We start from the raw sequence: 20,567 nt of genomic DNA, 5'->3' as shown, positions 1-20,567 counted from the left end.
TGGTTCAGGCGTCAGTGGCTGCGCAGGGCCGGCAGGTCAATCCCCGTGAACGCGTTGGTCAGCGGCGGATGGGCGCGGTCCCGGTCGGAACATTCGGTCATGGCGAGTGGCCAGGCAATGCCCAGCCGGCCGTCGTTCGGGTTGAGGCCGTCTTCAGCGGCCTGCGCATACGGTGTTGATGTCAGGTACAGCAGTTCGCAATCGTCTTCGAGCGTCTGGAAGCCGTGGGCAAACCCCTTGGGCACCAGCAGGCTGTTGTGCCGCTCGGCGGATAGTTCCACGGCGTGCCACTGCAGGAAGGTGGGCGAACCCGCGCGCAGGTCGACAGCCACGTCGAACACGCGGCCGCGCACGCAGCTCACCAGCTTGATCTCAGCATGCGGCGGGTATTGAAAATGGAGTCCGCGCACAGTGCCGCGCTTGGCAGAGTGGGAGTGGTTCATCTGCGCGACCGGGCTGTCGAAACCGGCGGCGGCAAGTTCTTCTGCGCAGAAGAAGCGGGTGAAGTAGCCGCGATGGTCGCCGATGATCTTTCGGTCGATTTCAACCACGCCGGCCAACGGTGTCGGCGCGATGGTGAAGCGGCTCATGCGGCGCTCCTGGATGTGGCAATCGATGCGGCGGCGGTGAAGCGGTCGATCTGTTGGTCGCACAGCGCGCGTGCATCTGCGGTCTTGTCATGCAGTTGGCGGTACCAGGCGGCGGTGTGCTCCAGCGCGGTTTCGAACGACCACGCTGTCTGCCAGCCTAGTTGCTGGCGTGCCCGGCTGGCATCCAGATGCAGCATGCCGGCCTCGTGCTTGCCCGTGGCGGCGCTGGCATCCAACTGCCAGATCAGCGCGGGCCAATGTTGTTGCAAGCCTTGCAGCACCTGCTCGACGGTGCGCGTAGCGGCGCTGTCCGGGCCGAAATTCCAGGCGGTGGCGCAGGATGCATCACCGGCCAACAGGCGTTGCGCGAGCACCAGATAGCCGTGCAGGCAATCCAGCACGTGCTGCCACGGCCGCGTGGCGTGCGGTGAGCGGATGACCAGCGGTGTACCAGCACGCATGGCGCGCTCGGCATCGGGGATGAGCCGGTCTTCCGACCAATCGCCGCCGCCAATGACGTTGCCTGCGCGGCCGGTAGCCAGCAGCGGGCCGTTGGCGAAGAACGCGCGCCGGTAGCTCGCGGCCACGAGTTCTGCACAAGCCTTGGAGGCGCTGTAGGGGTCATGGCCGCCCAGCGCGTCGGTCTCCCGGTAGCCCCAGGCCCACTCGCGGTTGTCGTAGCACTTGTCGGTGGTGGCCACCACGATGGCCGACAGGTTCGTGCAGCCGCGCGCGGCTTCCAGCACGTTCACCGTGCCCATCACGTTGGTGGCGTAGGTGTCGGCCGGGTCTCGGTAGGACGCGCGCACCAGCGGCTGTGCCGCCAGGTGGAAGACGACGTCGGGTCGGGCCGCAGCCATGGCCTCACGCAGGCTACCCGCATCACGAATGTCACCCAGCGTATGGCTGGCCAGAGCGGACTCCACCTCGGCCAGCATAAACAGGCTGGGGTTGGTTTCCGGTGCCAGGCTATAGCCATAGACTTCCGCGCCGAGTTGACACAGCCACAGCGCCAGCCAGCTCCCCTTGAAACCAGTATGCCCGGTCAGGAAGACGCGCTTGCCGGCCCAGGCAGCGGGGTGGAGCATCACCACTTTTTCCACGGTGCACTCCCCGATTGCCACATGGCTTCCAGGCTGTTCTTGTCGCGCAGCGTGTCCATCGGCTGCCAGAAGCCCTGGTGCTCGAACGTGTTCAACTCGCCCATCTCGGCCAGGCGATTCATCGGCTCGCCTTCCCAGTGGGTGTCTTCACCCGCGATGTATTCGATGACGGCCGGGTTCAGCACAAAGAAGCCGCCGTTGATCCAGGTGCCGCCGTCGCCGGGTGGTTTCTCCGTGAAACCGGTCACGCGGTTGCCATCGCGCTGGAGCATGCCGTAGCGGCCCGGCGGCTGCACGGCCGTCACGGTGGCCATCTTGCCGTGCGCGCGGTGGAAGGCGATCTCGCTGGTGATATCGACGTCGGACACACCGTCGCCGTAGGTAAAGCAGAACGGCTCGTTCGGGTCGAGGTAGGCGGCAACACGCTTCAGGCGCCCGCCGGTCATGGACTGCTCGCCGGTATCCACCAGTGTGATACGCCAAGGCTCAGCATGGCGCTCATGCACGGTCACTTCGTTCTTGGACATGTCGAACGTCACGTCCGACATGTGCAGGAAGTAGTTGGCGAAGTACTCCTTGATCACGTAGCCCTTGTAACCCAGGCAGATGATGAAATCGTTGATGCCGTGGGCCGCGTAGATCTTCATGATGTGCCACAGGATCGGGCGGCCACCAATCTCGATCATGGGTTTGGGCTTGAGGTGCGACTCTTCGCTGATGCGCGTGCCCAGGCCGCCGGCAAGAATGACTGTTTTCATGGTTCAGTGCTCGCTGATGCGCCTGCTTGTGCGTCCATTCATGCGGCCACCGGTGTGGCTGCGGATGCGGTGTTCTCCTGCATCTGCCGGGCAAGATTGGAAAAGTGGTTGGCTTTGATGGCCAGTGTGTCGGCCTGGGCGCGGTAGGTCAGCGCCAGATATTTCGCGGCGGCAAAGCTGCCGCGCCCGAACACGGCGGCGTCCAGCTTGGGCTGCTCGCCAATCTCCAGGCACTTCAAAAAGGCGGACTCCGCCATCGGCAGCCATTGCTTCTCGGCTTGCGCGGCGTTTTGCGCGGCGGCTTCGAACATCAGGTGGCCAAGCATGTAGAAGTAATCGGGCGAGCCGGACCACTCCTCCATCCACTCACCAGCCAGGGTGATGGCCGCATCCAGTTGCTTGGTTTTGGACAGACACGCCAGCAGGCAGATGCACAGGTCATGCCGATACGGCGCCGTCTTGGGTGCCGTCGTCAGGGCGCGCTGGTAGTGCGCGGCGGCCTGTGCGGGGTCTTTCAGGTTGATCTCGAAGTCTTTGCCAAGCTGGTAAAGGATGTACGGATCATTCGGATGCTCAGCCAGCTCTTGTTGCAGCAGGGCGTGATTGCGCCCGCGTTTCCGGTCCAGCTTGGCGTTCATGTAGCCGTCGTGGCCGATCACCAGCGGCAGGCGCACGCGCTGCAGGTTGGCGGCCGGTTGCTCGTGGATGCGGCCCTTGTAGCGCACGCCGCGCGGCAACAGGCGGGCAATCCAGCTGTTGGAGTGCTCCACGTGGCCCGAGAGGTCGTACTCGCTGCGGATGCACACCACGCCCAACAGCGGGCCGAAGGTGCAGGCGTCGCGCAGCTCTTCCGTGCCGCTCTCGATCCACTCGTCCGCGTCCAGCACGAGGTTCCAGTCGGCGTTGGCGGCGGCCAGGGCAGCGTTGCGGGCGGCCGAGAAGTCGTCAACCCAGGTGAAATGGTGGACCTGCGCGCCGCATGCCTGGGCAATCGCCACGGTGTCGTCGGTGGAGCCGGTGTCGAGCACGATCATGCGGTCGACATGTGGCTTGGCGCTCAGCAGGCAGCGCTCGATGCAGGCGGCCTCATTGCGGGCGATGACCACCAGCGCAATCTCGGATCGGGTTGACCCCGTGCGGCGGTGTTTGGCGTGTTTGGACATGCGGACTCCCAACGGCAACTGCCAGTTGGTGCAGACAAAAATAAAGATCCGGCGCGTGTGGCGTCAGATCGACATGCTCATGATGCTTTGGTAGGCCGAGACGAACTTGTTGCGCACCTGCACGGCGGTCTGCAGGTCGATGTTGGCCTTCTGCAGCGAGAGCATCACGTCGTGCAGATCCACGTCGCTGTTGCCCATTTCGAAACCACGCGAGATGGATTCGGCCTTGTGTTGCGAGGCATCGACCTTATCCAGCGACGACTTGAGCACCGCGCCAAAGTCGACACTGACTTTGGCGCCATCGCCGTCTGCGCCGCTGGCGCTGCCAAGACCGCCGACCTTGCTCGACGGTGCCAGCACGCTGTTCATCAGCGACACCACCGAGTTGGCGTTCGTAATATCCATGTGAAGAGGACTCCTCTTTTGTTGCGTCTCTTGCATGTGGCGCCGTCTGTTGGCCGGCGAAGAGCGAACTTCGGGCCGCTATGGCGCCACGGTGATGCAAAGGTAGCCGCCCGCCTGCCGTTCCCAAGCGCCCAAAAGAGCGGGAAAAGGCCCTCTTCTTGCCGAATTGCTTGCCTACCCACTGCCGATAATGGCAACCACGGAGCTTTGCCCTTTTTGCGGGTTTGGTTGCTCCAGCAACGCAGTCAGTCAGGAGATTTGGGATGCCAACGACAGCCGATTCGGTTGCTGTCGCCGACACGCTCGGTACGGTCGATATGCCGGCGGTGGGCCAAGGCGCGATGACGCGCCAGAACGGGGGAGCATTGGGCTCTCTGGGCCCGCTCGGCCGTTTGTCGCCGCGTCTGCTGATGATGATCGGCGGGGCCGCGCTGGTGGCTGTGATTGCGGCTGCGATGCTGTGGAGCCGCGCCCCTGACTACCGCGTGCTGTTCAGCAACGTCAGCGACAGCGACGGCGGCGCCATCATTGCTGCCCTGCAGCAGATGAACGTGCCGTACCGCTTTGCCAACGGCGGCACGGCCATCATGGTGCCCGAGGCCAATGTGCACGAGACGCGCCTGAAGCTGGCGTCGCAAGGGCTGCCCAAGGGCGGCCTGGCCGGCTTCGAGCTGATGGAAAACCAGAAATTCGGCACCAGCCAGTTTGCCGAGCAGGTCAATTACCAGCGCGCCCTGGAGGGCGAGCTGGCCCGCACCATCCAGGCCATGCAAGAGGTGCAGTCCGCCCGCGTGCACCTGGCGCTGTCCAAGCCCTCGGTGTTCGTGCGCGAGCAGGCCAAACCCAGCGCCTCGGTACTGCTGACGCTGTATCCGGGCCGTATGCTGGATCGCTCGCAGGTGCAGGCCATCGGCCATCTTGTTTCCAGCAGCGTGCCGAACCTGCCGCTGGCCAACGTGACGGTGGTCGACCAGTCCGGCCGCCTGCTGTCGACCGCGTTCCAGGACAACGCCTCGGGCCTGGACCCGACGCAACTGAACTACGTGCGCGAGATCGAGCAGGGCTATATCAAGCGCATTGAGGCCATCCTCGGCCCCGTGGTGGGCGATGACAATGTGCGTGCCCAGGTGACGGCCGACGTCGATCTGGACAACACCGAACAGATGGCCGAGACGTACCGTCCGAACCAGGACCCGGCCAACGCTGCCGTGCGCAGCATGCATACCGCTGAAGCCACGCAGAACAAGGCCGACGCCCAGGGTGGTGTGCCGGGTGCGCTGTCCAACCAGCCGCCGACCGCGCCGCGCATGCTGCCGACCGCGCCGGCACCGGCATCGCAACCGGCCGCCACGGGCCCGAATGGCCAGCCGTTGCAGCAGCCCGCTGCCGCAGGTGCGAATACAGGCGCCACCGGCACGACCACCAGCGGCAACTCGTCGAGCACCCGCGACACCACCACCAATTACGAAGTCGACAAGACCGTGCGCCGCACCCGCGCCGCAGTCGGTACCGTGCGCCGCCTGTCGGTGGCCGTGGTGGTCAACTACCGTGCCGATGGCAAGACCTGGAAGCCGCTGTCTGACGCCGATATGACCAAGCTCAACGCGCTGGTCAAGGATGCCGTGGGTTTTGACGCCAAGCGTGGTGACTCCGTGAACGTGGTGAACAGCCAGTTCTCGGGCACGCTGCCGGTGGCCAAGGACGACCTGCCGCTGTGGAAGCAGCCGGACATGATCCAGTACGCAATCCAAGGGGCCAAGTACCTGGCGCTGGCGATCGGCTTCCTGATCCTGGTGTTTGGGGTGATCCGCCCGGCGATCCGCTCGATGGGCAAGAAGGCCGAGCCCGCCACGCCCACCTTTGTGGGCCGCGAAGGCGAAGACCCGAACGCACCGATCATCACTGGTGCCGCGGCTTCGGCCGGGCCGGAGCTGGAAGGTCCGTCGGCGGCCACCGGTGAGGAAGGCGAAATGCCCGACAGCCTGCCGCAGCTCAAGAACAACGACTTTGAGAAGAAGCTGGAGACGATGCGTCGTGTCGCCCAGCAGAACCCGCGCGCCGTCGCGGCCGTCATCAAGCAATGGGTGAGTAACGAATGAGCGCCGAAGGACTCCAACGCAGCGCCATCCTGATGATGTCGCTGGGCGAAAGCGAAGCCGCCGAAGTGCTCAAGCACCTGGGCCCGCGCGAAGTGCAGAAGCTGGGCGCCACCATGGCCGCGCTCAAGAACGTCTCGCGCGAGCGCGTGCTCGACGCCTTTGACGCCTTCTTTGTCGAGGCTGAAGACCTGCCGCTGGACGTGGACTCCAACGAGTACATCCGCACCGTCTTCCGCAAGGCGCTGGGCGACGACCGCGCCGCCAACATCATCGACAGGATCCTTTCGGGCGGTGACACCAGCGGCATCGAAGGCCTGAAGTGGATGGATGCATCGTCGGTGGCGGAAGTGATCCGCAACGAGCACCCGCAGATCATCGCCACCATCCTCGTGCACCTGGACCGCGACCAGGCTTCGGAAATCCTGACCTATTTCACCGAGCGCCTGCGCAACGACACCATCCTGCGCATTGCCACGCTCGACGGCATTCAGCCGAGCGCCCTGCGCGAACTGAACGACGTGCTGACCAAGCTGCTGCAAGGCAACGACCACCGCAAGAAGAACGCGATGGGTGGCGTGCTCACGGCGGCAGAAATCCTCAACCTGGTGCCGAGCGCGGTGGAGTCCGCCGTCATCGAAGGCGTGCGCTCGCGCGATCCGGAACTGGCCGACGCCATCGTCGAGAAGATGTTCGTCTTCGACAACCTGATCGACCTGGACGGCCGCAGCCTGCAGACGCTGCTGCGCGAGGTCAGCCAGGAAGTGCTGGTGGTGGCGCTCAAGGGGGCCAAGCAGGAATTCCGCGACAAGGTATTCGCCAACATGTCGCAGCGTGCCGGCATGATGCTCAAGGAAGAGCTGGAAGTGCTCGGCCCGGTCAAGGTGTCGGAAGTCGAAGCGCAGCAGAAGGAGATTCTGGTGATCGCGCGCCGCTTGGCCGACGAGGGCGAAATCACCATCGGCCGCAAGGCAGAGGACGCGTATGTCTGATCGCGCGCGCTTGGCTTCCTTGTTCGTGATGGAGCGCTGAGATGCCGCGCCCGCCGATCATTCCGCGCGATACGCTGGTCGAATACCAGCCATGGGAGCCGACCGACTTCGAGCGCCAGGCTAAGCAGGCCGCCGCTGAAGCCGCGCCGCCGCCCCCGCCGCCGGAGGCCGAACCCGAAGAGCCGCCGATGTCCGAAGAGGAATGGCAGGCGATGCTGGATGCCGAACTGGCCACTGCCCGCGACGAAGGCCGTCGCGATGGTTTTGCCCAGGGCTTCCAGGATGGCTTCGAGCAAGGCCGTCGCCAGGGCGAGGAAGATTCCAAGCAGATCGCGGCGCTGATGCAGTCCGTGCGTGACGCGATCGATCAACTGAATGGCAACGTTGCCGACGAGCTGGTGGACTTGGCGCTGCAGCTCGCGCAGCAGTTTCTGCGGGGTGCGTTGCATGCGCAGCCCGAGCGTGTGTTGCCGCTCGTCCGCGAGGTACTGGGCGATGCGCCCACCGCACCGGCACCCGCCATGCTGCGCGTGCATGCGGACGATGCCGAACTGATTCGCCAGATGCTGGGTGCTGAGCTGGCTGCCGCCGGCTGGACCATCATCGTTGACGCCGCCATCGAGCGCGGCGGCTGCCGTGTGCAAACCCGCTTTGGCGAGACCGATGCCACGCTGCAGACCCGCTGGGCAGAACTGACCCGCGCGCTGGGCCGCGATACCGCGTGGATCGCCAGTGAGCGCGCCGAAGCAGAGCGTGTGGCAGGAGGCGCGCTCCATGTCGCTTGAGACCGTGCACTCCACCGCCCAAGCCGCTGCCAACAACCCCAACGTGCGCGTGTGGCAGGCGCACCTGCGCCAGACCGCGCAGCGTGCCCGCCTGGCCCGCCCGGTGGTGACGTGCGGCAAGCTCACGCGCGTGGCTGGCCTGGTCATGGAGGCGGTCGGCCTGAAGCTGCCCGTGGGCAGCGCCTGCCGTGTGGAACTGCCGAACGGAAGCGGGGCAGCACGCTACGTGCTGGCCGAAGTGGTGGGCTTTGCTGAAGAGCGCGCCTTCCTGATGCCGCAGACGGATCTGGTGGGCGTGGTGCCCGGCGCGCGCGTGTTCCCGCTGGAGCCGCAGCACGTGCCGACCGACGCCGCCGACCCGACCATCGCGCACAGCAAGTTCCTGCCCGTGGGCCCGCGCCTGCTGGGCCGTGTGGTGGATGCCAACGGCGAGCCGCTGGACGGCAAGGGCCCCTTGGGGCCGCAGGAAGATCTGGCCTGGGGCACGCTGGCCCCGGCACCGCTGAACCCGCTCAAGCGCAAACCGATCGAGCATGTGCTCGACGTGGGCGTGCGCGCCATCAATGGCTTGCTGACCGTGGGCCAAGGCCAGCGCCTGGGCCTGTTTGCCGGCTCCGGCGTCGGTAAGAGCGTGCTGCTGGGCATGATGGCCCGCTACACGCAGGCCGACGTGGTGGTGGTTGGCCTGATCGGCGAGCGCGGCCGCGAAGTGAAGGAATTCGTTGACGAAATCCTCGGTGAGGAGGGTCTCGCCCGCTCGGCCGTGGTGGCCGCGCCGGCTGACAACTCGCCGCTCATGCGCCTGCAGGGCGCCGCCTACGCACACACCATCGCCGAGTACTTCCGCGACCGCGGCTGCAATGTGCTGCTGATCGTCGATTCGCTCACACGCTATGCGATGGCGCAGCGCGAGATCGCCCTGGCCATCGGCGAGCCGCCGGCCACCAAGGGCTATCCGCCTTCGGCGTTTGCCAAGCTGCCCGCGCTGGTGGAGCGTGCCGGCAACGGCATGGTGGACGCCAGCGGCCGCGGTGGCTCGATTACCGCCTTCTACACCGTGCTGGCCGAAGGCGATGACCAGCAGGACCCGATTGCGGACGCCGCGCGCGCGATTCTGGACGGCCACTTTGTGCTCTCGCGCAAGCTGGCCGAGCAGGGGCACTACCCGGCCATCGACGTTGAACAGTCGATCAGCCGCGTGATGTCGGCCATCGTGCCGCGCGAGCAGCTCGATACCGCCCGCCGTTTCAAGCAGCTCTACGCCCGCTACCAGCGCAACCGCGACCTGATTGCGGTGGGTGCCTATGCGCGCGGCAGCGACCCGATGACCGACCAGGCCATCGCCCGCTATCCCGACATGGAGGCGTTTCTGCAGCAAGGCATGTTTGAGAACGAAAGCCGTGAGCACACGCTGGAGAAGATGAACGCGGTGCTCGCTTGACAGTGTGAAGACGTAAGCCTGGCCAAAGCCTCGGGCTAAAGCCAGGCAGCTTGTAACCGATGGGTTGATGTAGTGGAAATCTGGAGGTTCGACCATGACCACCATGAGTAAGCCGTTCCGCCTCAATACGGTGCTGGAACTGGCCCAGAAGGACACCGAAAAAGCCACGCAGGAAGTCGGCCGCCTGATGAACACGCGCGAGGCCGCCACCCAGAAGCTGGCCCTGCTGTCCGACTACCGCAACAACTATCACCAGCAGATGCTGAACACGGCCAACGCCGAGGGTGGCATCGACATCACGCGCCTGCGCAACTACACCGCATTCATTGACCGGCTGGGCGCCGCCGTGGACCAGCAGAAGGGCACGATCAACGCGCTGGAGAACCAGCTCGAAGCGAGCCGCGCCAACTGGATCGAGAAGCAGCGCCGCGAGCAATCGTTCGACATCCTGCGCCAGCGTCACATCGAAGAACAGCGCCTGGATCAGGAGCGCCGCGACCAGCGCGAGAACGACGAACACGCCGCCAAGGTGATCCGCATGCGTGCGGCGCAGGGCGGCAACTGAACAAGCGTACACGTACGCAGATGGAAGACGGAGCCAACGTGGGTTTGAGTGCTACCCCCAACACCGCCGCGCAAGACCTGAGCGGCATGCTGTCTGCCAGCAACAATGCTGCCGCCGACAAGTCGCAGAGTGCGTCGTCGTCCAACGGCGATATGTTCGGCAACCTGCTGTCAGATCGCATGGCGCAGGATGCCGCGCGTCGTCGTGCCGATGCACAGTCGGCGGCTGACGATGCCGCCAGCCGCCGCGCAGACATCGCCCGCAAGGACGCTGCAAACGCCAGCGCGCGCAATAGCCAAGACATCAAACCGGCTGCGACGGCGCTTCCTCAGACCGTGCCGGCAACCGGCACGCAGGACGCTGCCAGCGCCAAGCCGACGCAACCTGCCGATGCCAAGGACCTGGATGCCGCTGCGGCGCAAGCCGTTGTGGATCCGGCCGCGCAGTTGGCCGCGCAGATCGAGGCTGCACGTCAAGCGGCTCAACAGGCGGCTCAGCAAGTCGCCCAGCAGACCGCTGCCGCATCGGCAACAACACTGCCAGCGACGCGGCTCGGCACGCAGTCGAATACCAATGCCGATACGAACGCCACGGCTGCACAAGGCACCGGCAACGCAAACGCAGCCGATGCCGCCGCGCTGGCCGCACTGAACGCTGCCGCCAATGGCGCGCAGGGTGCCGCCGCCGCAACTACGCCGGCTGGTCAGGCAGCGCTGCAGGCGGCCAAGGGTGCCAAGACCGCAGGCGCCGCCGCCAACGACAACACACCAACGCCGCCTGCCACGCCGCTGCCCGACGGCAATACGCTGGCCCAGACGTTGGCTCGCACGCGTGCCGTGTCTGACAACACGCCGCCTGCGGTGCGCCAGCTTGGCAGTGCCGCGTCAACGCAAAACGCCAACGGCGAGCATGGCTTGCCCAAGCGTGCGGAATCCAACACGCAAAGCAACGTCTCGCAAACCGCCGCGGCTGCCGTGGCCGATGCCAACGGCCGCGCGGGCAATGGTGGTAACACCGGCACGCAGGCGGATGCACAGGGCAGTGGTACGCAGTTCCAGGGCGTTCTGGCGCGTGCGGATGGCAATGCCATCGCTGCGGCGCCGACCTTTGCGGTTGGCACCGCGGGCGCGGCGGGCAATGTTGCCGGCGCCGCCATCACGCCGGCGCAGGTTCACACGCTGCCCACGTTTGGCGACGCGGCCTGGCCACAGAGCATGGCGAGCCAGCTTGCCTTCATGCAGGTGCACCGTCAGTCGTCGGCCGAACTGCAGTTGAACCCGGCGGAACTGGGTGGGCTGCATGTCAAGCTGGATGTCGACAACGGTGCCGTCAATGCCAGCTTCGTATGCCAGCACCAGGCCGTGGCCGAACTCGTGCAGGACTCCATGCCGCGTCTGCGTGATGCCATGCAGCAAGGCGGCATGCAGCTTGCGCAAACGACGGTCAGCACGGGCGATTTCAGCCAGCAGCAGGGTGCCTGGCAAGGCGCGTCGGCACAGGGCAACGGTTCGGGCAGTGGCAGTGGTGGTAGTGGCAGCCGCTATGGCAGCAACGCGCAAGGTCGTGCGGATATCACCAGCACCGTGGCCGCCGCGCCGCAGCGTGCTTCCGGTCACGACGGCGCCATCGACACGTTTGCATGAGCGTAGCGAGCCCATGCCTAAAGTTCTGTTAAGGCCTGCCGTTACTCCTCAGAAGTGCCATGACAATGGCCAGCCTGAGTGACGAAAGTTAAGGCGACGAAAGTAGAGAAAAGGACGGGAAATAACAACGCGAATGCACCGGCAGCAACGGTGGCTTTGCGATGAATAACAAGGGGGTCAAGTCCGACCGGCGAAGACGGGATCAAACGGGGATCACTTCGCCACATCCGCCCTCGGGTGGATGCAAACGGACCGATGCGGCGTGTCCGAGCCGGGGGGCTGGCGCACCGCATGTTTGCCGTACTTACGGGAGAGCGCACTGAAAGGTGCGCTTTTTGTTTTTGTGGCGCCCGACTGTGTGGCGCCACAAAAGGCGTGAACTCAGGCGCGCGCTTCGGCCGCGGTGAGTGTGTCCGGCGATACGGAGATCACGTGCTCCACGCCGTAGCCGCGTTCCACCCAAGCATCGATGCCGCCGTGCAGCGGGCGCACGTGCTTGAAGCCGCGGCCCATCAGCGTGCGCGCCACCATGATGGCGGAGGCTTCGTTGGGGCAGGCGCAGTAGATGATGACTTCGCGGTCGGGGCCGTCGATCTCGATGGCGTTGTGCTTGCTCGACATGTCGTACAGCATCGCGCCCGGAATGCGCTGCGGCTGCAGTTGCCGCGAGCTGTCGCTGCGCACATCGATGATGACCGGCGCTGAGCCCGATTCGATCAGCGCGTGCAACTCGTCGGGCGAGATGCGCACCATCTCCAGCATCTTGCGAAAACGCCAGCGCTGCAGCCAACGCCCAGCCACGTAGAGCGCTGCCAGCACCACGATCAGCGCGATGGCGCGGCTGCCAAGCTGGTCGAGCAAGCGCAGCGCCTGGTCGATGCTGTCATGCGCCATGCGCCCGAGCATCAGCCAGATTGCCGCCCAGAGTGCTGAGCCGGCCAGGTTGTACCCCGCGAATACGCTGAATGGCGTGCGCATCGTGCCCAGCAGCGCGGAAGACACCGTCGACAGCCCCGGTACAAACTTCGAGATCAACAGCAGCGGCGCACCCCAGCGCTCGAACTGCGTGCGCGTGCGCCGCACACAGGAATCTGGCGACAGCGACACGCGGCACAGCAGCGCCATCACGTGTCGGCCGTAGCGCCTGCCGGCCACGTACCACAGGGCATCGCCCAGCAGCGCGCCGGAGACGGCAGCGGGCAGCAGCTCCATGAAGTGCAGGGGACCGATCATGGTGAGCGCGCCGCCCACCAGCAGTGTTGGCACCGCGGGCAGCGGTGCACCGGCCTGCGTGAGCAACACGTTCAGGAACACGGCAAGTGCACCGTATTCAGCGAGGAGGGGAAACAGGTCGTGCATAGAAAGACGGGAGGGCGCGCTGCGTGGCAAATGCGTCTGCCAAATTACCGCATTCCGGCGTCGTCCGATAGACATACCTGCCTGCCACGCTGGGGGACATGTCTGCCATGTGAAATTGGCACGACAATGATGCTTTCGCGCTCGCATTTGTCGCCATGTCCTCCGCATCGCCCATTCACGCTTCCGCTGCCCTCGCCATCAGCATCCGCCCGGCCACGGTGGCTGACTTGCCGGTCATCGTCGCCATCTACACGCAGCACGTGCTGTTCGGTTCAGCCAGCTTTGAAATCGACCCGCCCGACCTGACCGAGATGACGCGACGCTTCCAGGCGCTGCAGGATGTTGGCATGCCCTACATCGTGGCCGAGGCCGACGGTCAACTGCTCGGCTACGCCTACGCTGGCCCACACCGCGCGCGGCCGGCGTATCGCAATACCGTGGAAGACTCGATCTACCTGGATGCGGCCGCGCAGGGGCGGGGTGTCGGTACGCTGTTGCTGCAGACGCTCATTGCGGAATGCCAGGCGCGCGGGTTCAAGCAGATGGTGGCCGTGGTGGGCGGCGGGTATGAGAACCCTGGGTCTGCCAAGCTGCACGCGCGCTGCGGGTTTCGCGAGGTGGGCGTGCTGGAGAAGGTGGGCTACAAGTTCGAGCGTTGGCTCGACTGCTTGCTCATGCAGCGAGCGTTGTAATAGGTCGTGGCGTGAATTGGGCACCGCCGTGACATCGCTATTAGGGAGCGTGATATTCACTCCGTTGCGCTTACTCCCAAATTGCGCATCGACAAGCTGTAGATTCCGGTGTCGCGGAATCTCATGGTCACCTCGAGCGGGGCCTCTATGTTGCGATCGGCACTAGCCATGCCTGCGGTCTGCGGTGTTCTACAGACCTATCCCAAGAGCAGGCGGACGAAGTGACGCTTATCGACTCGCCACAGCCCTCTTGGGTATCGCTGTGGCTGGCCTGGCCCTCAGCCCACACGATCAGTTCGCGAATGCAATTTTGTCGCTCCCGGATAGGTGGGTACGCAGGACTATGACGTGCGCCTCTTGTTTTCAATCGATGATGTCCGCACAGGCATCGGTGGGGGCTGCGGCCACGTGCCCCACCAGCGGCACCATCTTCAGCCCAGCCGAGGCGATCCGGCAAGGCGCTGCCACCACGCCGCAGCCAGAGAGGAGTGCGGTGCCAAGAAGGACTACGGCCAGCAGAAAGCGTTTCATCGTGTGGGGATAAAGAAGTCGAAAGCGAATGTCGCGCAGTGTGGCACAGGCCCGCCTACAAACCTGTGCGTGTTTGTATCGGGAAATGACAATCTGTGCGGCGCACATGCAGTTGGTGCGCCGCACGAAGGTGAAGCAACCCGAACCGTTCGGCGGGCGCACAAAGCTGGCTTTTGCCAGAAAAGTCACATCTTCCGTTTGCGCAAACAAACCCGCTACGCCTTGCTGCAAGCCACAAAACCAATGGTGATGCGGGTTTTCCCGTAATTTCTAATATAGCAACAATAAATTGTCTGTCGCGACATTTATTGTCTGAACAGGCTCGCCTACGATGACTCCATCGAATGCGGCGCCGCAGCGAAACAGTCCAAGAGAAGTACCGGATATCTGCCCGACGCGCTGCGCCCATCTGGAGAAGACATCATGAAAGCCCAACGCACCCTGATCGCTGCCCTGATCGCCCTGGCCACCGTGCCCGCCCTGGCCGCTACGAAGTTCGACGTGTACACCCAAGGCGCCGCAGCCGGCCAACGTTTTGACGTCTACACGCAAGGCGCCAAGGCAGGCAGCAAGTTCGACCCGTACACCGAAGGTGCAAAGGTGGGCGACAAATTTGATGTCTACAGCCAAGGCGCACTGGCACGTGCCGGCAAGTTCGACACCTACACGGAAGGCGCCAAGGCCGGCAGCAAGTTTGATCCGTACACCGAGGGTGCACTGGCCCGCGCCGGCAAGTTCGACACCTACACGGAAGGTGCCAAGGCTGGCAGCAAGTTTGATCCGTACACCGAAGGTGCACTGGCCCGTGCTGGCAAGTTCGATACCTACACGGAAGGTGCCAAGGTTGGCGACAAGTTCAACACGTTCACCGACGGTGCCAATGCCTGAGGCCGTCGCCTGGGCGAAGACGCCCAGCGCACATAATTCGTAAGAGCGCCCGCATTTGCGGGCGTTTTTGTTTTTGTGAACCGATATAGTGTCGCCGCGTCTGACTGGCATTCACGCCTGGAGCTCTCGATGACCCGTGCCCGCCGCCTTGTTGGCAAAACCCGTTCTATGCTGTGCATCGCTCTGGCTGCGGCGGCCACGATGCTGGCCGGTTGCACCACCTTCGTCACCCCCGGCCCGTTCCAGATCACCGTGCGCGATACGGATGACACGGTGCTCGAGCAGTTCGAGTTCCAGGCCGGCTCGTCGGACTCGCTGGATATCGCCATCGTCGGCATGTGCCGCGTCTATCCGGAAGCCATCATCACTGCCGAGCAACTGAAGACGCACGAGCGCGTGAAGGAGAAGTGCAAGCGTTCGCTCGCGTCGATGCTCACGTCGTCCTGACGCGCCCCTGAACCGGCATTGGGCGTTCAAGCCTGAGCAGCTACCATGTCGCCTTGCCAGAACGCACGCACGAGGCCCATGTGAACCCGCAGGACGAGTCCTTTCCGATCCCCCGCTTCGCCTCATCGCGGCCGCGCCTGCTGGGTGCGTTCGCGCTGGGCATCGTTGTTGCTGTGCTGATGCCGACCGCGCACGGCTGGCTCACACGCGCGCTGCTCGGCTGGGACGTTGCCGTGTGGACGTATCTGGTGCTGGTCTCGGTGATGATGCTCAAGGCCGACCCGCGCCGTATCCGCGCGGTGGCCCGTCGTGAGGATGAGCGTGCCTCTGCGGTGCTGGCGGTGGTCTGCCTGGGCGTGGTCGCCAGCATGGTGGCGATTGCCTTTGAACTGGTGACGGCCAAGTCAGCGGGACACGCACAGGCGTGGCACTACGCGTTGACCGGCGTGACGGTGGTAGGTGCCTGGCTGATGGTGCCGATGATGTTTACCGTGCACTACGCGCATTTGTACTACCACAAGCCGAACGAGCCGACGCTGGTGTTTCCCGACCGGGAGATCGAGCCCGATTACTGGGATTTTCTCTACTTCTCCTTTACGATCGCGGTCGCTAGCCAGACGGCCGACGTCGCTATCCGCTCGCGCGCCATGCGGCGGGCGGTGCTCGGGCAGTCGCTGCTGTCGTTCTTCTTCAATACGAGCATCCTCGCGCTCTCCATCAACATCGCTGCCGGCCTGTTCTCATGACGATGCTTCCTCCGCCCATGCATTCCCGCACCATTGATACCGTCAGCTATGTGCTGGTGGCCGCCATGATCGCGTCTGTGCTATGGCTGCATCTGCTGCCGGCCGCCATTGCCGGCTTTCTTGTCCATGCGCTCGCGCGCAAGCTGGAGGTGCGCCTGCGTGAGCGGCGCACGCTGTCCAAGAGCGCCAAGGCGATCGCGGTGGGCGGTGTGTTCCTGATCGCGGCACTGATTCTTGCCGGGCTTGGCATCGGGATCGGCCGCCTGGTCGAACACGGCCACGGGCTTGAGGGCATGCTCACGCGCATTGCCGATGTGCTCGACAACCTGCGCGAATCGCTGCCGGCGGCGGTGGTCGACTATGTGCCGCAGTCCGTGTCTGAGCTGCGTGTGCAGCTCGTACAGATGCTCAAGGAGCACGGGCACCAAGTGTCGACCATCGGTATCGACGGGTTGCGTGCCAGTGCGCTGATGCTGGTCGGGCTGATCCTGGGGGCGATGGTGGCGTGGTCCGATACGCCGGATCCGGCGCGTCACAAGCCGCTGGCTGCGGCCCTGCTGAACCGATTGGGGCGGCTGACGGCCGCGTTCGAGGCGGTGGTGTTCGCGCAGGTGAAGATCTCCGCGCTTAACACGGCGCTGGCGGCCATCTACCTGCTGGGGGCGCTGCCGTTGTTCGGGCAGCACGTGCCGTATTCCAAGTCGCTGATCCTGCTGACCTTCGTGGCCGGGCTGGTTCCGGTGGCAGGCAATCTGATCTCCAACACGGCCATCGTGCTGATGAGCGTGACGGCGTCGCTGGAGCTGGCGGTGGCGTCGCTCGTCTTCCTGGTGGTGGTGCACAAGCTGGAGTACTTCGTGAATGCGCGCATCATCGGCAGCCGCATCGATGCGCGTGCCTGGGAGCTGATTCTCGCGCTGATCGTGATGGAGGCGCTGTTCGGGGTGGGCGGTGTGATTGCCGCACCGGTGCTGTACGCCTACATGAAACGCGAACTGACGGATGCCGGGCTGATCGGCTGAAGCGTCTGTTCCGGGGTGACCCGCCAGCGCCCCCGCGCTGACGGCATCGGCAGAAAAGAGCGCGCCCTACGGGACGAGGGGCGCGCAATAACTCGCTGACCGAGAGACGTCAGCGAGCCGAGGGTCGGTACACGGGGAGGCGGTGGCGGGCGACGGATGCATGGCGTTGCCGGTCACGTCCACGGCTTCGGAGGTCACGAAGCAGCAGATGACGCGGTCGTCGAGCAAGGCCTGATAGAAGAGGTCTCCCATCGCGCGGCAGTGCTTTCCCGTTATCAGGATCTTCATGGCTCCCCTCCCATGGCTGGCCGGCGTGCGGCAGCCAATTCCTGGCGTGCCGGTCGCCGATTCGGTGTGCAGATCGTGCGCGTGCCTTGGCTGATGTGCTGGGCATGCGCCGGGTCCGTCTGGCTGTCGATGCTGGCGTTGTTCGCGTTGCTTGTGTCGCACCGCAGTCCATGCTGGCGAGTATAGAAAGCGCCTCCTAGCGAGCCATGCTACGAACGGACGAGCCTCGTACACGAAAATGGCTAACGGGTTAGCTGTCTGCCGAGGCAAGCGCGGCGCGGGTTTGCGGGCGTTTGAGCGAGGGATTGCATTGAAACGGCGCCGTGTATGGTGACGCTTCTGCCTGGACAATAAATTGTCTGGTTTGCACTAATCATTGTCGAATTTGCGGCAACAAGCCTGCACCGTTTGAGCGCATGATTGAGCGCTCCTCGCTTGAATTCCTTTCTCCAAAAAAACATCATGCAAACCACCGCAAACGGCACGGCTGCTGACTTGGCCAACCCCGCGGCGCCCCCGGCCGCGCAGGCAGACAAGACCGGCTTTGGCGTGATCGGCGCCATCAGCTTCGCGCACTTCCTCAACGACATGATGCAGTCGTTGATCCTGGCGATCTATCCGCTGCTCAAGGGCAACTTCCATCTCGATTTTTCGCAGATCGGGCTGATCACGCTCGTGTATCAGATCACGGCGTCACTGCTGCAGCCGATGGTCGGGCTGTACACCGACAAGCATCCGAAGCCGTATTCGTTGTCGGTGGGCATGGGCTTTACGCTGGTGGGGCTGCTGCTGATGTCGGTGGCGCCCAACTTTGGCACGCTGCTGCTGGCGGCAGCGCTGGTGGGGACGGGCTCGTCGATCTTCCATCCGGAATCGTCGCGTGTGGCGCGCATGGCTTCGGGTGGCCGGCACGGTCTGGCGCAATCGCTGTTCCAGGTGGGCGGCAACGCGGGCAGCGCAATGGGTCCGCTGCTGGCGGCGCTCATCATCATGCCGTATGGCCAGCACAGCCTGGCGTGGTTCTCGATCGCGGCGCTCATCGCCATCTTCGTGCTCTATCACGTGGGTGGCTGGTACAAGCGTGAACGTGCCGCGGGCCATGGCCGAAAGGCGGGTGGTCGCGCGCATGCGGCGGTCAAGCTGTCGGGCCGTCAGGTGGCGTTTGCGATGACGCTGCTGGTCGTGCTGTTGTTCTCCAAGTACTTCTACCTTGCGAGCCTGAACAGCTACTACACGTTCTACCTGATCACCAAGTTCCAGCTGTCGGCGCAGACCTCGCAGCTGTTCCTGTTCCTCTTCCTGTTCTCGGTGGCGGTGGGCACGATTGTGGGCGGGCCGATTGGCGACCGCGTGGGCCGCAAGGTCGTGATCTGGGTGTCGATCCTGGGTGTGGCGCCGTTCACGCTGATGCTGCCGTACGCCAACCTGTTCTGGACGGCGGTGCTGACGGTGATCATCGGGCTGGTGCTGGCCTCGGCGTTCTCGGCCATCCTCGTGTATGCGCAGGAGCTGATTCCCGGCAAGGTGGGGATGGTGTCGGGCATGTTCTTCGGGTTTGCGTTCGGGCTGGGCGGGATCGGCGCTGCCGTGCTCGGCAAGCTGGCGGACGCCACCGACATCTACAACGTCTACCACCTCTGTTCGTTCCTGCCGCTCATCGGCCTGCTGACGGTGTTCCTGCCGGACATCGAGCGCAAGCAGCGTCTGCAGACCGCTTGATGGCTCAATGAGGATTGCGTTGCGCGACGTCTGCCAGCAGCGCAATCACTTCACTGTCTTCGGTCTGATCGAAATTGCCGTAGTACTGCCCGACGGCCTGGAAGCTGAAGTCGGGCGGGGCGATGAGGCACCGGCCGTCATCCACTTCAGCGCGCAGCGTGTGCCACGTGGTCTCTGGCGCAGTGGGAACCGCCAGCACGAGGCGCCCGGGTTTGGCACGGCGCACCGCAGCCAGGGCTGCACGCATCGTCGCCCCCGTTGCGATGCCGTCGTCCGTGACGATGACTGTTGCACCGGCCAGCGGCAAAGGCACGACGCCGTAGCGTGTGCGTCGGCGTTCCAGTTCTGCCAGCTCTTGCGCCGTCACCTCGTCGAGGTAGGCCTGCGATGGCCCGATGGCGTCGAGTAGTTCAGTGTTCCACTCGATATGCGGCGGTAGACCCGCACCGCAATCGGCCAGCGCGCCGAGTGCCAGCTCCGGTTGCCACGGCGCACCGAGCTTGCGCACCAGCAGCACGCCGAGCGTTGCATTCAACGCCCGCGCAATCGCATAGCCGACCGGCACACCGCCGCGCGGCAGTGCCAGCACGATGCGCGGCGCGGGCAGATCAAGCGTTGCGAGCGCAGCGGCGAGTTGCCGGCCGGCATCTGCGCGATCACGGAATCGATCACAAAAAGGCGCGCGCATGACGGCACGACGCTAAGCGAAGGCGCGTGCTGAGCCGCTGCGGCCCCACTTGCGCACACGCAGCGCCGCAAAGATCAGTGCGATGCCCCACACGATGGCCCACGCGCCAATCCACCACAGTACGGCCAGCACACCCGCCTCGGGGCGCCACAGCAGGATGCCCGCCAACAGCACGCTGGCGATGCCGCCAAGGATCAACCACCATTCGCCGTGCAGTTCTTCACGCAGGCGCACGGCCACCACGATCTGCAGCACGCCCTGCGCGAGCAGCCACGCGGCGATGTACAGCAGCAGCCCCAGCGCAGTGATGGCCGGATTGAACAGCGTCAGCACACCCACCGCCACGCCCAGCAACCCTTGCAGCAGGGTGGGCCAGCGATCGTGGCTGCGGTGCTGGCCGCCAAAGGACGTTGCCAGCAGCAGGCCGCCCTCTACCAGCGCGTAGACCCCAAATACCAGAACCAGCGCAGCCAGCGTTGCCGCCGGCACCATGAACGCGCCAACACCGATGGCCAACGCACACAGCCCGCGCAACGCGAGCACCCACCACAACTTGGAAAGCGTATGCAGCATGAACAACACTCCTTGGTCGAAAACGAAAAGCGACCGCGCGCCGGGCGCGGCGTGCGATCGCTGATGGTTCCAA

21 protein-coding genes are annotated in these 20,567 nt (G+C 64.7%); 12 read left to right on the top strand and 9 right to left on the bottom strand.

Annotated elements, in window-relative coordinates:
* Positions 1–11: 11 nt before the first annotated feature.
* From rfbC to fliE, 5 genes are all read right to left on the bottom strand, one after another.
* Complete coding sequence (rfbC, locus tag V6657_RS18600) at positions 12–590, bottom strand: dTDP-4-dehydrorhamnose 3,5-epimerase (protein WP_048935557.1); 579 nt, start codon at positions 588–590, stop codon at positions 12–14.
* Positions 587–1,678 (bottom strand): CDP-glucose 4,6-dehydratase, encoded by a 1,092-nt coding sequence (rfbG, locus tag V6657_RS18595; RefSeq protein WP_048935556.1) that lies wholly within the window; start codon positions 1,676–1,678, stop codon positions 587–589. The genes rfbC and rfbG overlap by 4 nt, the downstream gene beginning before the upstream one ends.
* Complete coding sequence (gene rfbF, locus V6657_RS18590) at positions 1,678–2,451, bottom strand: glucose-1-phosphate cytidylyltransferase (RefSeq protein ID WP_048935555.1); 774 nt, start codon at positions 2,449–2,451, stop codon at positions 1,678–1,680. The genes rfbG and rfbF overlap by 1 nt, the downstream gene beginning before the upstream one ends.
* Before the next feature lie 38 nt (positions 2,452–2,489).
* Positions 2,490–3,614: a glycosyltransferase family 2 protein gene (locus tag V6657_RS18585; protein WP_048935554.1), complete on the bottom strand. Its 1,125-nt coding sequence runs from the start codon at positions 3,612–3,614 to the stop codon at positions 2,490–2,492.
* A gap of 63 nt (positions 3,615–3,677) precedes the next feature.
* The gene (fliE, locus tag V6657_RS18580) at positions 3,678–4,019 is read right to left on the bottom strand and encodes a flagellar hook-basal body complex protein FliE (protein ID WP_048935553.1); all 342 of its coding nucleotides are present in this window, start codon (positions 4,017–4,019) and stop codon (positions 3,678–3,680) included.
* 263 nt (positions 4,020–4,282) lie between these two features.
* Here fliE and fliF point away from each other — a divergent pair, with 263 nt between their 5' ends.
* The 6 genes from fliF to V6657_RS18550 all read left to right on the top strand — a co-directional run bounded on the left by fliF (position 4,283) and on the right by V6657_RS18550 (position 11,541).
* The gene (gene fliF / locus V6657_RS18575) at positions 4,283–6,118 is read left to right on the top strand and encodes a flagellar basal-body MS-ring/collar protein FliF (RefSeq protein WP_048935552.1); all 1,836 of its coding nucleotides are present in this window, start codon (positions 4,283–4,285) and stop codon (positions 6,116–6,118) included.
* Complete coding sequence (gene fliG, locus V6657_RS18570; RefSeq protein ID WP_338755481.1) at positions 6,115–7,107, top strand: flagellar motor switch protein FliG; 993 nt, start codon at positions 6,115–6,117, stop codon at positions 7,105–7,107. The genes fliF and fliG overlap by 4 nt, the downstream gene beginning before the upstream one ends.
* A gap of 41 nt (positions 7,108–7,148) precedes the next feature.
* The gene (gene fliH / locus V6657_RS18565) at positions 7,149–7,892 is read left to right on the top strand and encodes a flagellar assembly protein FliH (RefSeq protein WP_048935550.1); all 744 of its coding nucleotides are present in this window, start codon (positions 7,149–7,151) and stop codon (positions 7,890–7,892) included.
* Positions 7,882–9,333: a flagellar protein export ATPase FliI gene (gene fliI / locus V6657_RS18560; protein ID WP_048935549.1), complete on the top strand. Its 1,452-nt coding sequence runs from the start codon at positions 7,882–7,884 to the stop codon at positions 9,331–9,333. The genes fliH and fliI overlap by 11 nt, the downstream gene beginning before the upstream one ends.
* 94 nt (positions 9,334–9,427) lie before the next feature.
* Positions 9,428–9,898: a flagellar export protein FliJ gene (fliJ, locus tag V6657_RS18555; RefSeq protein WP_048935548.1), complete on the top strand. Its 471-nt coding sequence runs from the start codon at positions 9,428–9,430 to the stop codon at positions 9,896–9,898.
* A 38-nt stretch (positions 9,899–9,936) separates the two neighbouring features.
* Positions 9,937–11,541 carry a flagellar hook-length control protein FliK gene (locus tag V6657_RS18550; protein WP_048935602.1) on the top strand — a complete coding sequence of 535 codons (1,605 nt, stop codon included), beginning with the start codon at positions 9,937–9,939 and terminating at the stop codon, positions 11,539–11,541.
* 381 nt (positions 11,542–11,922) lie between these two features.
* Here the strand turns inward: V6657_RS18550 and V6657_RS18545 are convergent, their stop codons facing one another.
* Positions 11,923–12,900, bottom strand: a complete 978-nt coding sequence (locus tag V6657_RS18545) for a DedA family protein/thiosulfate sulfurtransferase GlpE (protein ID WP_048935547.1) — start codon at positions 12,898–12,900, stop codon at positions 11,923–11,925.
* Between the two features lie 155 nt (positions 12,901–13,055).
* Here V6657_RS18545 and V6657_RS18540 point away from each other — a divergent pair, with 155 nt between their 5' ends.
* Positions 13,056–13,592 carry a GNAT family N-acetyltransferase gene (locus V6657_RS18540; RefSeq protein WP_048935546.1) on the top strand — a complete coding sequence of 179 codons (537 nt, stop codon included), beginning with the start codon at positions 13,056–13,058 and terminating at the stop codon, positions 13,590–13,592.
* Between the two features lie 363 nt (positions 13,593–13,955).
* On the opposite strand, the gene V6657_RS18535 is transcribed toward V6657_RS18540, so the two are convergent.
* On the bottom strand, positions 13,956–14,123 hold the full coding sequence (locus tag V6657_RS18535; protein ID WP_182601026.1) for a DUF6726 family protein: 168 nt from the start codon (positions 14,121–14,123) through the stop codon (positions 13,956–13,958).
* A 423-nt stretch (positions 14,124–14,546) separates the two neighbouring features.
* Here V6657_RS18535 and V6657_RS18530 point away from each other — a divergent pair, with 423 nt between their 5' ends.
* The 5 genes from V6657_RS18530 (at position 14,547) to V6657_RS18510 (ending at position 19,233) form a co-directional block, all read left to right on the top strand.
* Complete coding sequence (locus tag V6657_RS18530) at positions 14,547–15,011, top strand: hypothetical protein (protein ID WP_021193515.1); 465 nt, start codon at positions 14,547–14,549, stop codon at positions 15,009–15,011.
* A gap of 129 nt (positions 15,012–15,140) precedes the next feature.
* Positions 15,141–15,458, top strand: a complete 318-nt coding sequence (locus tag V6657_RS18525; RefSeq protein ID WP_048935545.1) for a hypothetical protein — start codon at positions 15,141–15,143, stop codon at positions 15,456–15,458.
* A gap of 80 nt (positions 15,459–15,538) precedes the next feature.
* Positions 15,539–16,204 (top strand): DUF1345 domain-containing protein, encoded by a 666-nt coding sequence (locus V6657_RS18520; protein WP_137884796.1) that lies wholly within the window; start codon positions 15,539–15,541, stop codon positions 16,202–16,204.
* Positions 16,201–17,226 (top strand): AI-2E family transporter, encoded by a 1,026-nt coding sequence (locus V6657_RS18515; RefSeq protein WP_048935543.1) that lies wholly within the window; start codon positions 16,201–16,203, stop codon positions 17,224–17,226. Before V6657_RS18520 ends, V6657_RS18515 begins: the two co-directional genes overlap by 4 nt.
* A gap of 750 nt (positions 17,227–17,976) precedes the next feature.
* Positions 17,977–19,233, top strand: coding sequence for an MFS transporter (locus tag V6657_RS18510; protein WP_048935541.1), 1,257 nt, complete (start codon positions 17,977–17,979; stop codon positions 19,231–19,233).
* A gap of 4 nt (positions 19,234–19,237) precedes the next feature.
* Here the strand turns inward: V6657_RS18510 and V6657_RS18505 are convergent, their stop codons facing one another.
* Positions 19,238–19,921 carry a phosphoribosyltransferase family protein gene (locus tag V6657_RS18505; protein ID WP_048935540.1) on the bottom strand — a complete coding sequence of 228 codons (684 nt, stop codon included), beginning with the start codon at positions 19,919–19,921 and terminating at the stop codon, positions 19,238–19,240.
* Positions 19,922–19,933: 12 nt separating this feature from the next.
* Positions 19,934–20,494: an HdeD family acid-resistance protein gene (locus tag V6657_RS18500; protein ID WP_048935539.1), complete on the bottom strand. Its 561-nt coding sequence runs from the start codon at positions 20,492–20,494 to the stop codon at positions 19,934–19,936.
* Positions 20,495–20,567 lie beyond the last annotated feature (73 nt).

Origin of the sequence: Ralstonia sp. RRA, from assembly GCF_037023145.1 — a bacterium.
Classification (GTDB): domain Bacteria; phylum Pseudomonadota; class Gammaproteobacteria; order Burkholderiales; family Burkholderiaceae; genus Ralstonia.
This window is presented reverse-complemented; position numbering and strand designations above follow the sequence as displayed.

Excerpts from the sequence above, each read along its gene's own strand:
- V6657_RS18500 (WP_048935539.1), bottom strand. The coding sequence starts at position 20,494 with ATGCTGCATACGCTTTCCAAGTTGTGGTGGGTGCTCGCGTTGCGCGGG.
- V6657_RS18585 (WP_048935554.1), bottom strand. The coding sequence starts at position 3,614 with ATGTCCAAACACGCCAAACACCGCCGCACGGGGTCAACCCGATCCGAG.
- V6657_RS18510 (WP_048935541.1), top strand. The coding sequence starts at position 17,977 with ATGCAAACCACCGCAAACGGCACGGCTGCTGACTTGGCCAACCCCGCG.
- rfbF (WP_048935555.1), bottom strand. The coding sequence starts at position 2,451 with ATGAAAACAGTCATTCTTGCCGGCGGCCTGGGCACGCGCATCAGCGAA.
- V6657_RS18535 (WP_182601026.1), bottom strand. The coding sequence starts at position 14,123 with ATGAAACGCTTTCTGCTGGCCGTAGTCCTTCTTGGCACCGCACTCCTC.
- V6657_RS18530 (WP_021193515.1), top strand. The coding sequence starts at position 14,547 with ATGAAAGCCCAACGCACCCTGATCGCTGCCCTGATCGCCCTGGCCACC.
- fliJ (WP_048935548.1), top strand. The coding sequence starts at position 9,428 with ATGACCACCATGAGTAAGCCGTTCCGCCTCAATACGGTGCTGGAACTG.
- V6657_RS18505 (WP_048935540.1), bottom strand. The coding sequence starts at position 19,921 with ATGCGCGCGCCTTTTTGTGATCGATTCCGTGATCGCGCAGATGCCGGC.
- rfbG (WP_048935556.1), bottom strand. The coding sequence starts at position 1,678 with ATGCTCCACCCCGCTGCCTGGGCCGGCAAGCGCGTCTTCCTGACCGGG.
- V6657_RS18540 (WP_048935546.1), top strand. The coding sequence starts at position 13,056 with ATGTCCTCCGCATCGCCCATTCACGCTTCCGCTGCCCTCGCCATCAGC.
- V6657_RS18525 (WP_048935545.1), top strand. The coding sequence starts at position 15,141 with ATGACCCGTGCCCGCCGCCTTGTTGGCAAAACCCGTTCTATGCTGTGC.
- fliE (WP_048935553.1), bottom strand. The coding sequence starts at position 4,019 with ATGGATATTACGAACGCCAACTCGGTGGTGTCGCTGATGAACAGCGTG.
- V6657_RS18545 (WP_048935547.1), bottom strand. The coding sequence starts at position 12,900 with ATGCACGACCTGTTTCCCCTCCTCGCTGAATACGGTGCACTTGCCGTG.
- fliF (WP_048935552.1), top strand. The coding sequence starts at position 4,283 with ATGCCAACGACAGCCGATTCGGTTGCTGTCGCCGACACGCTCGGTACG.
- rfbC (WP_048935557.1), bottom strand. The coding sequence starts at position 590 with ATGAGCCGCTTCACCATCGCGCCGACACCGTTGGCCGGCGTGGTTGAA.
- fliI (WP_048935549.1), top strand. The coding sequence starts at position 7,882 with ATGTCGCTTGAGACCGTGCACTCCACCGCCCAAGCCGCTGCCAACAAC.
- fliH (WP_048935550.1), top strand. The coding sequence starts at position 7,149 with ATGCCGCGCCCGCCGATCATTCCGCGCGATACGCTGGTCGAATACCAG.
- fliG (WP_338755481.1), top strand. The coding sequence starts at position 6,115 with ATGAGCGCCGAAGGACTCCAACGCAGCGCCATCCTGATGATGTCGCTG.
- V6657_RS18515 (WP_048935543.1), top strand. The coding sequence starts at position 16,201 with ATGACGATGCTTCCTCCGCCCATGCATTCCCGCACCATTGATACCGTC.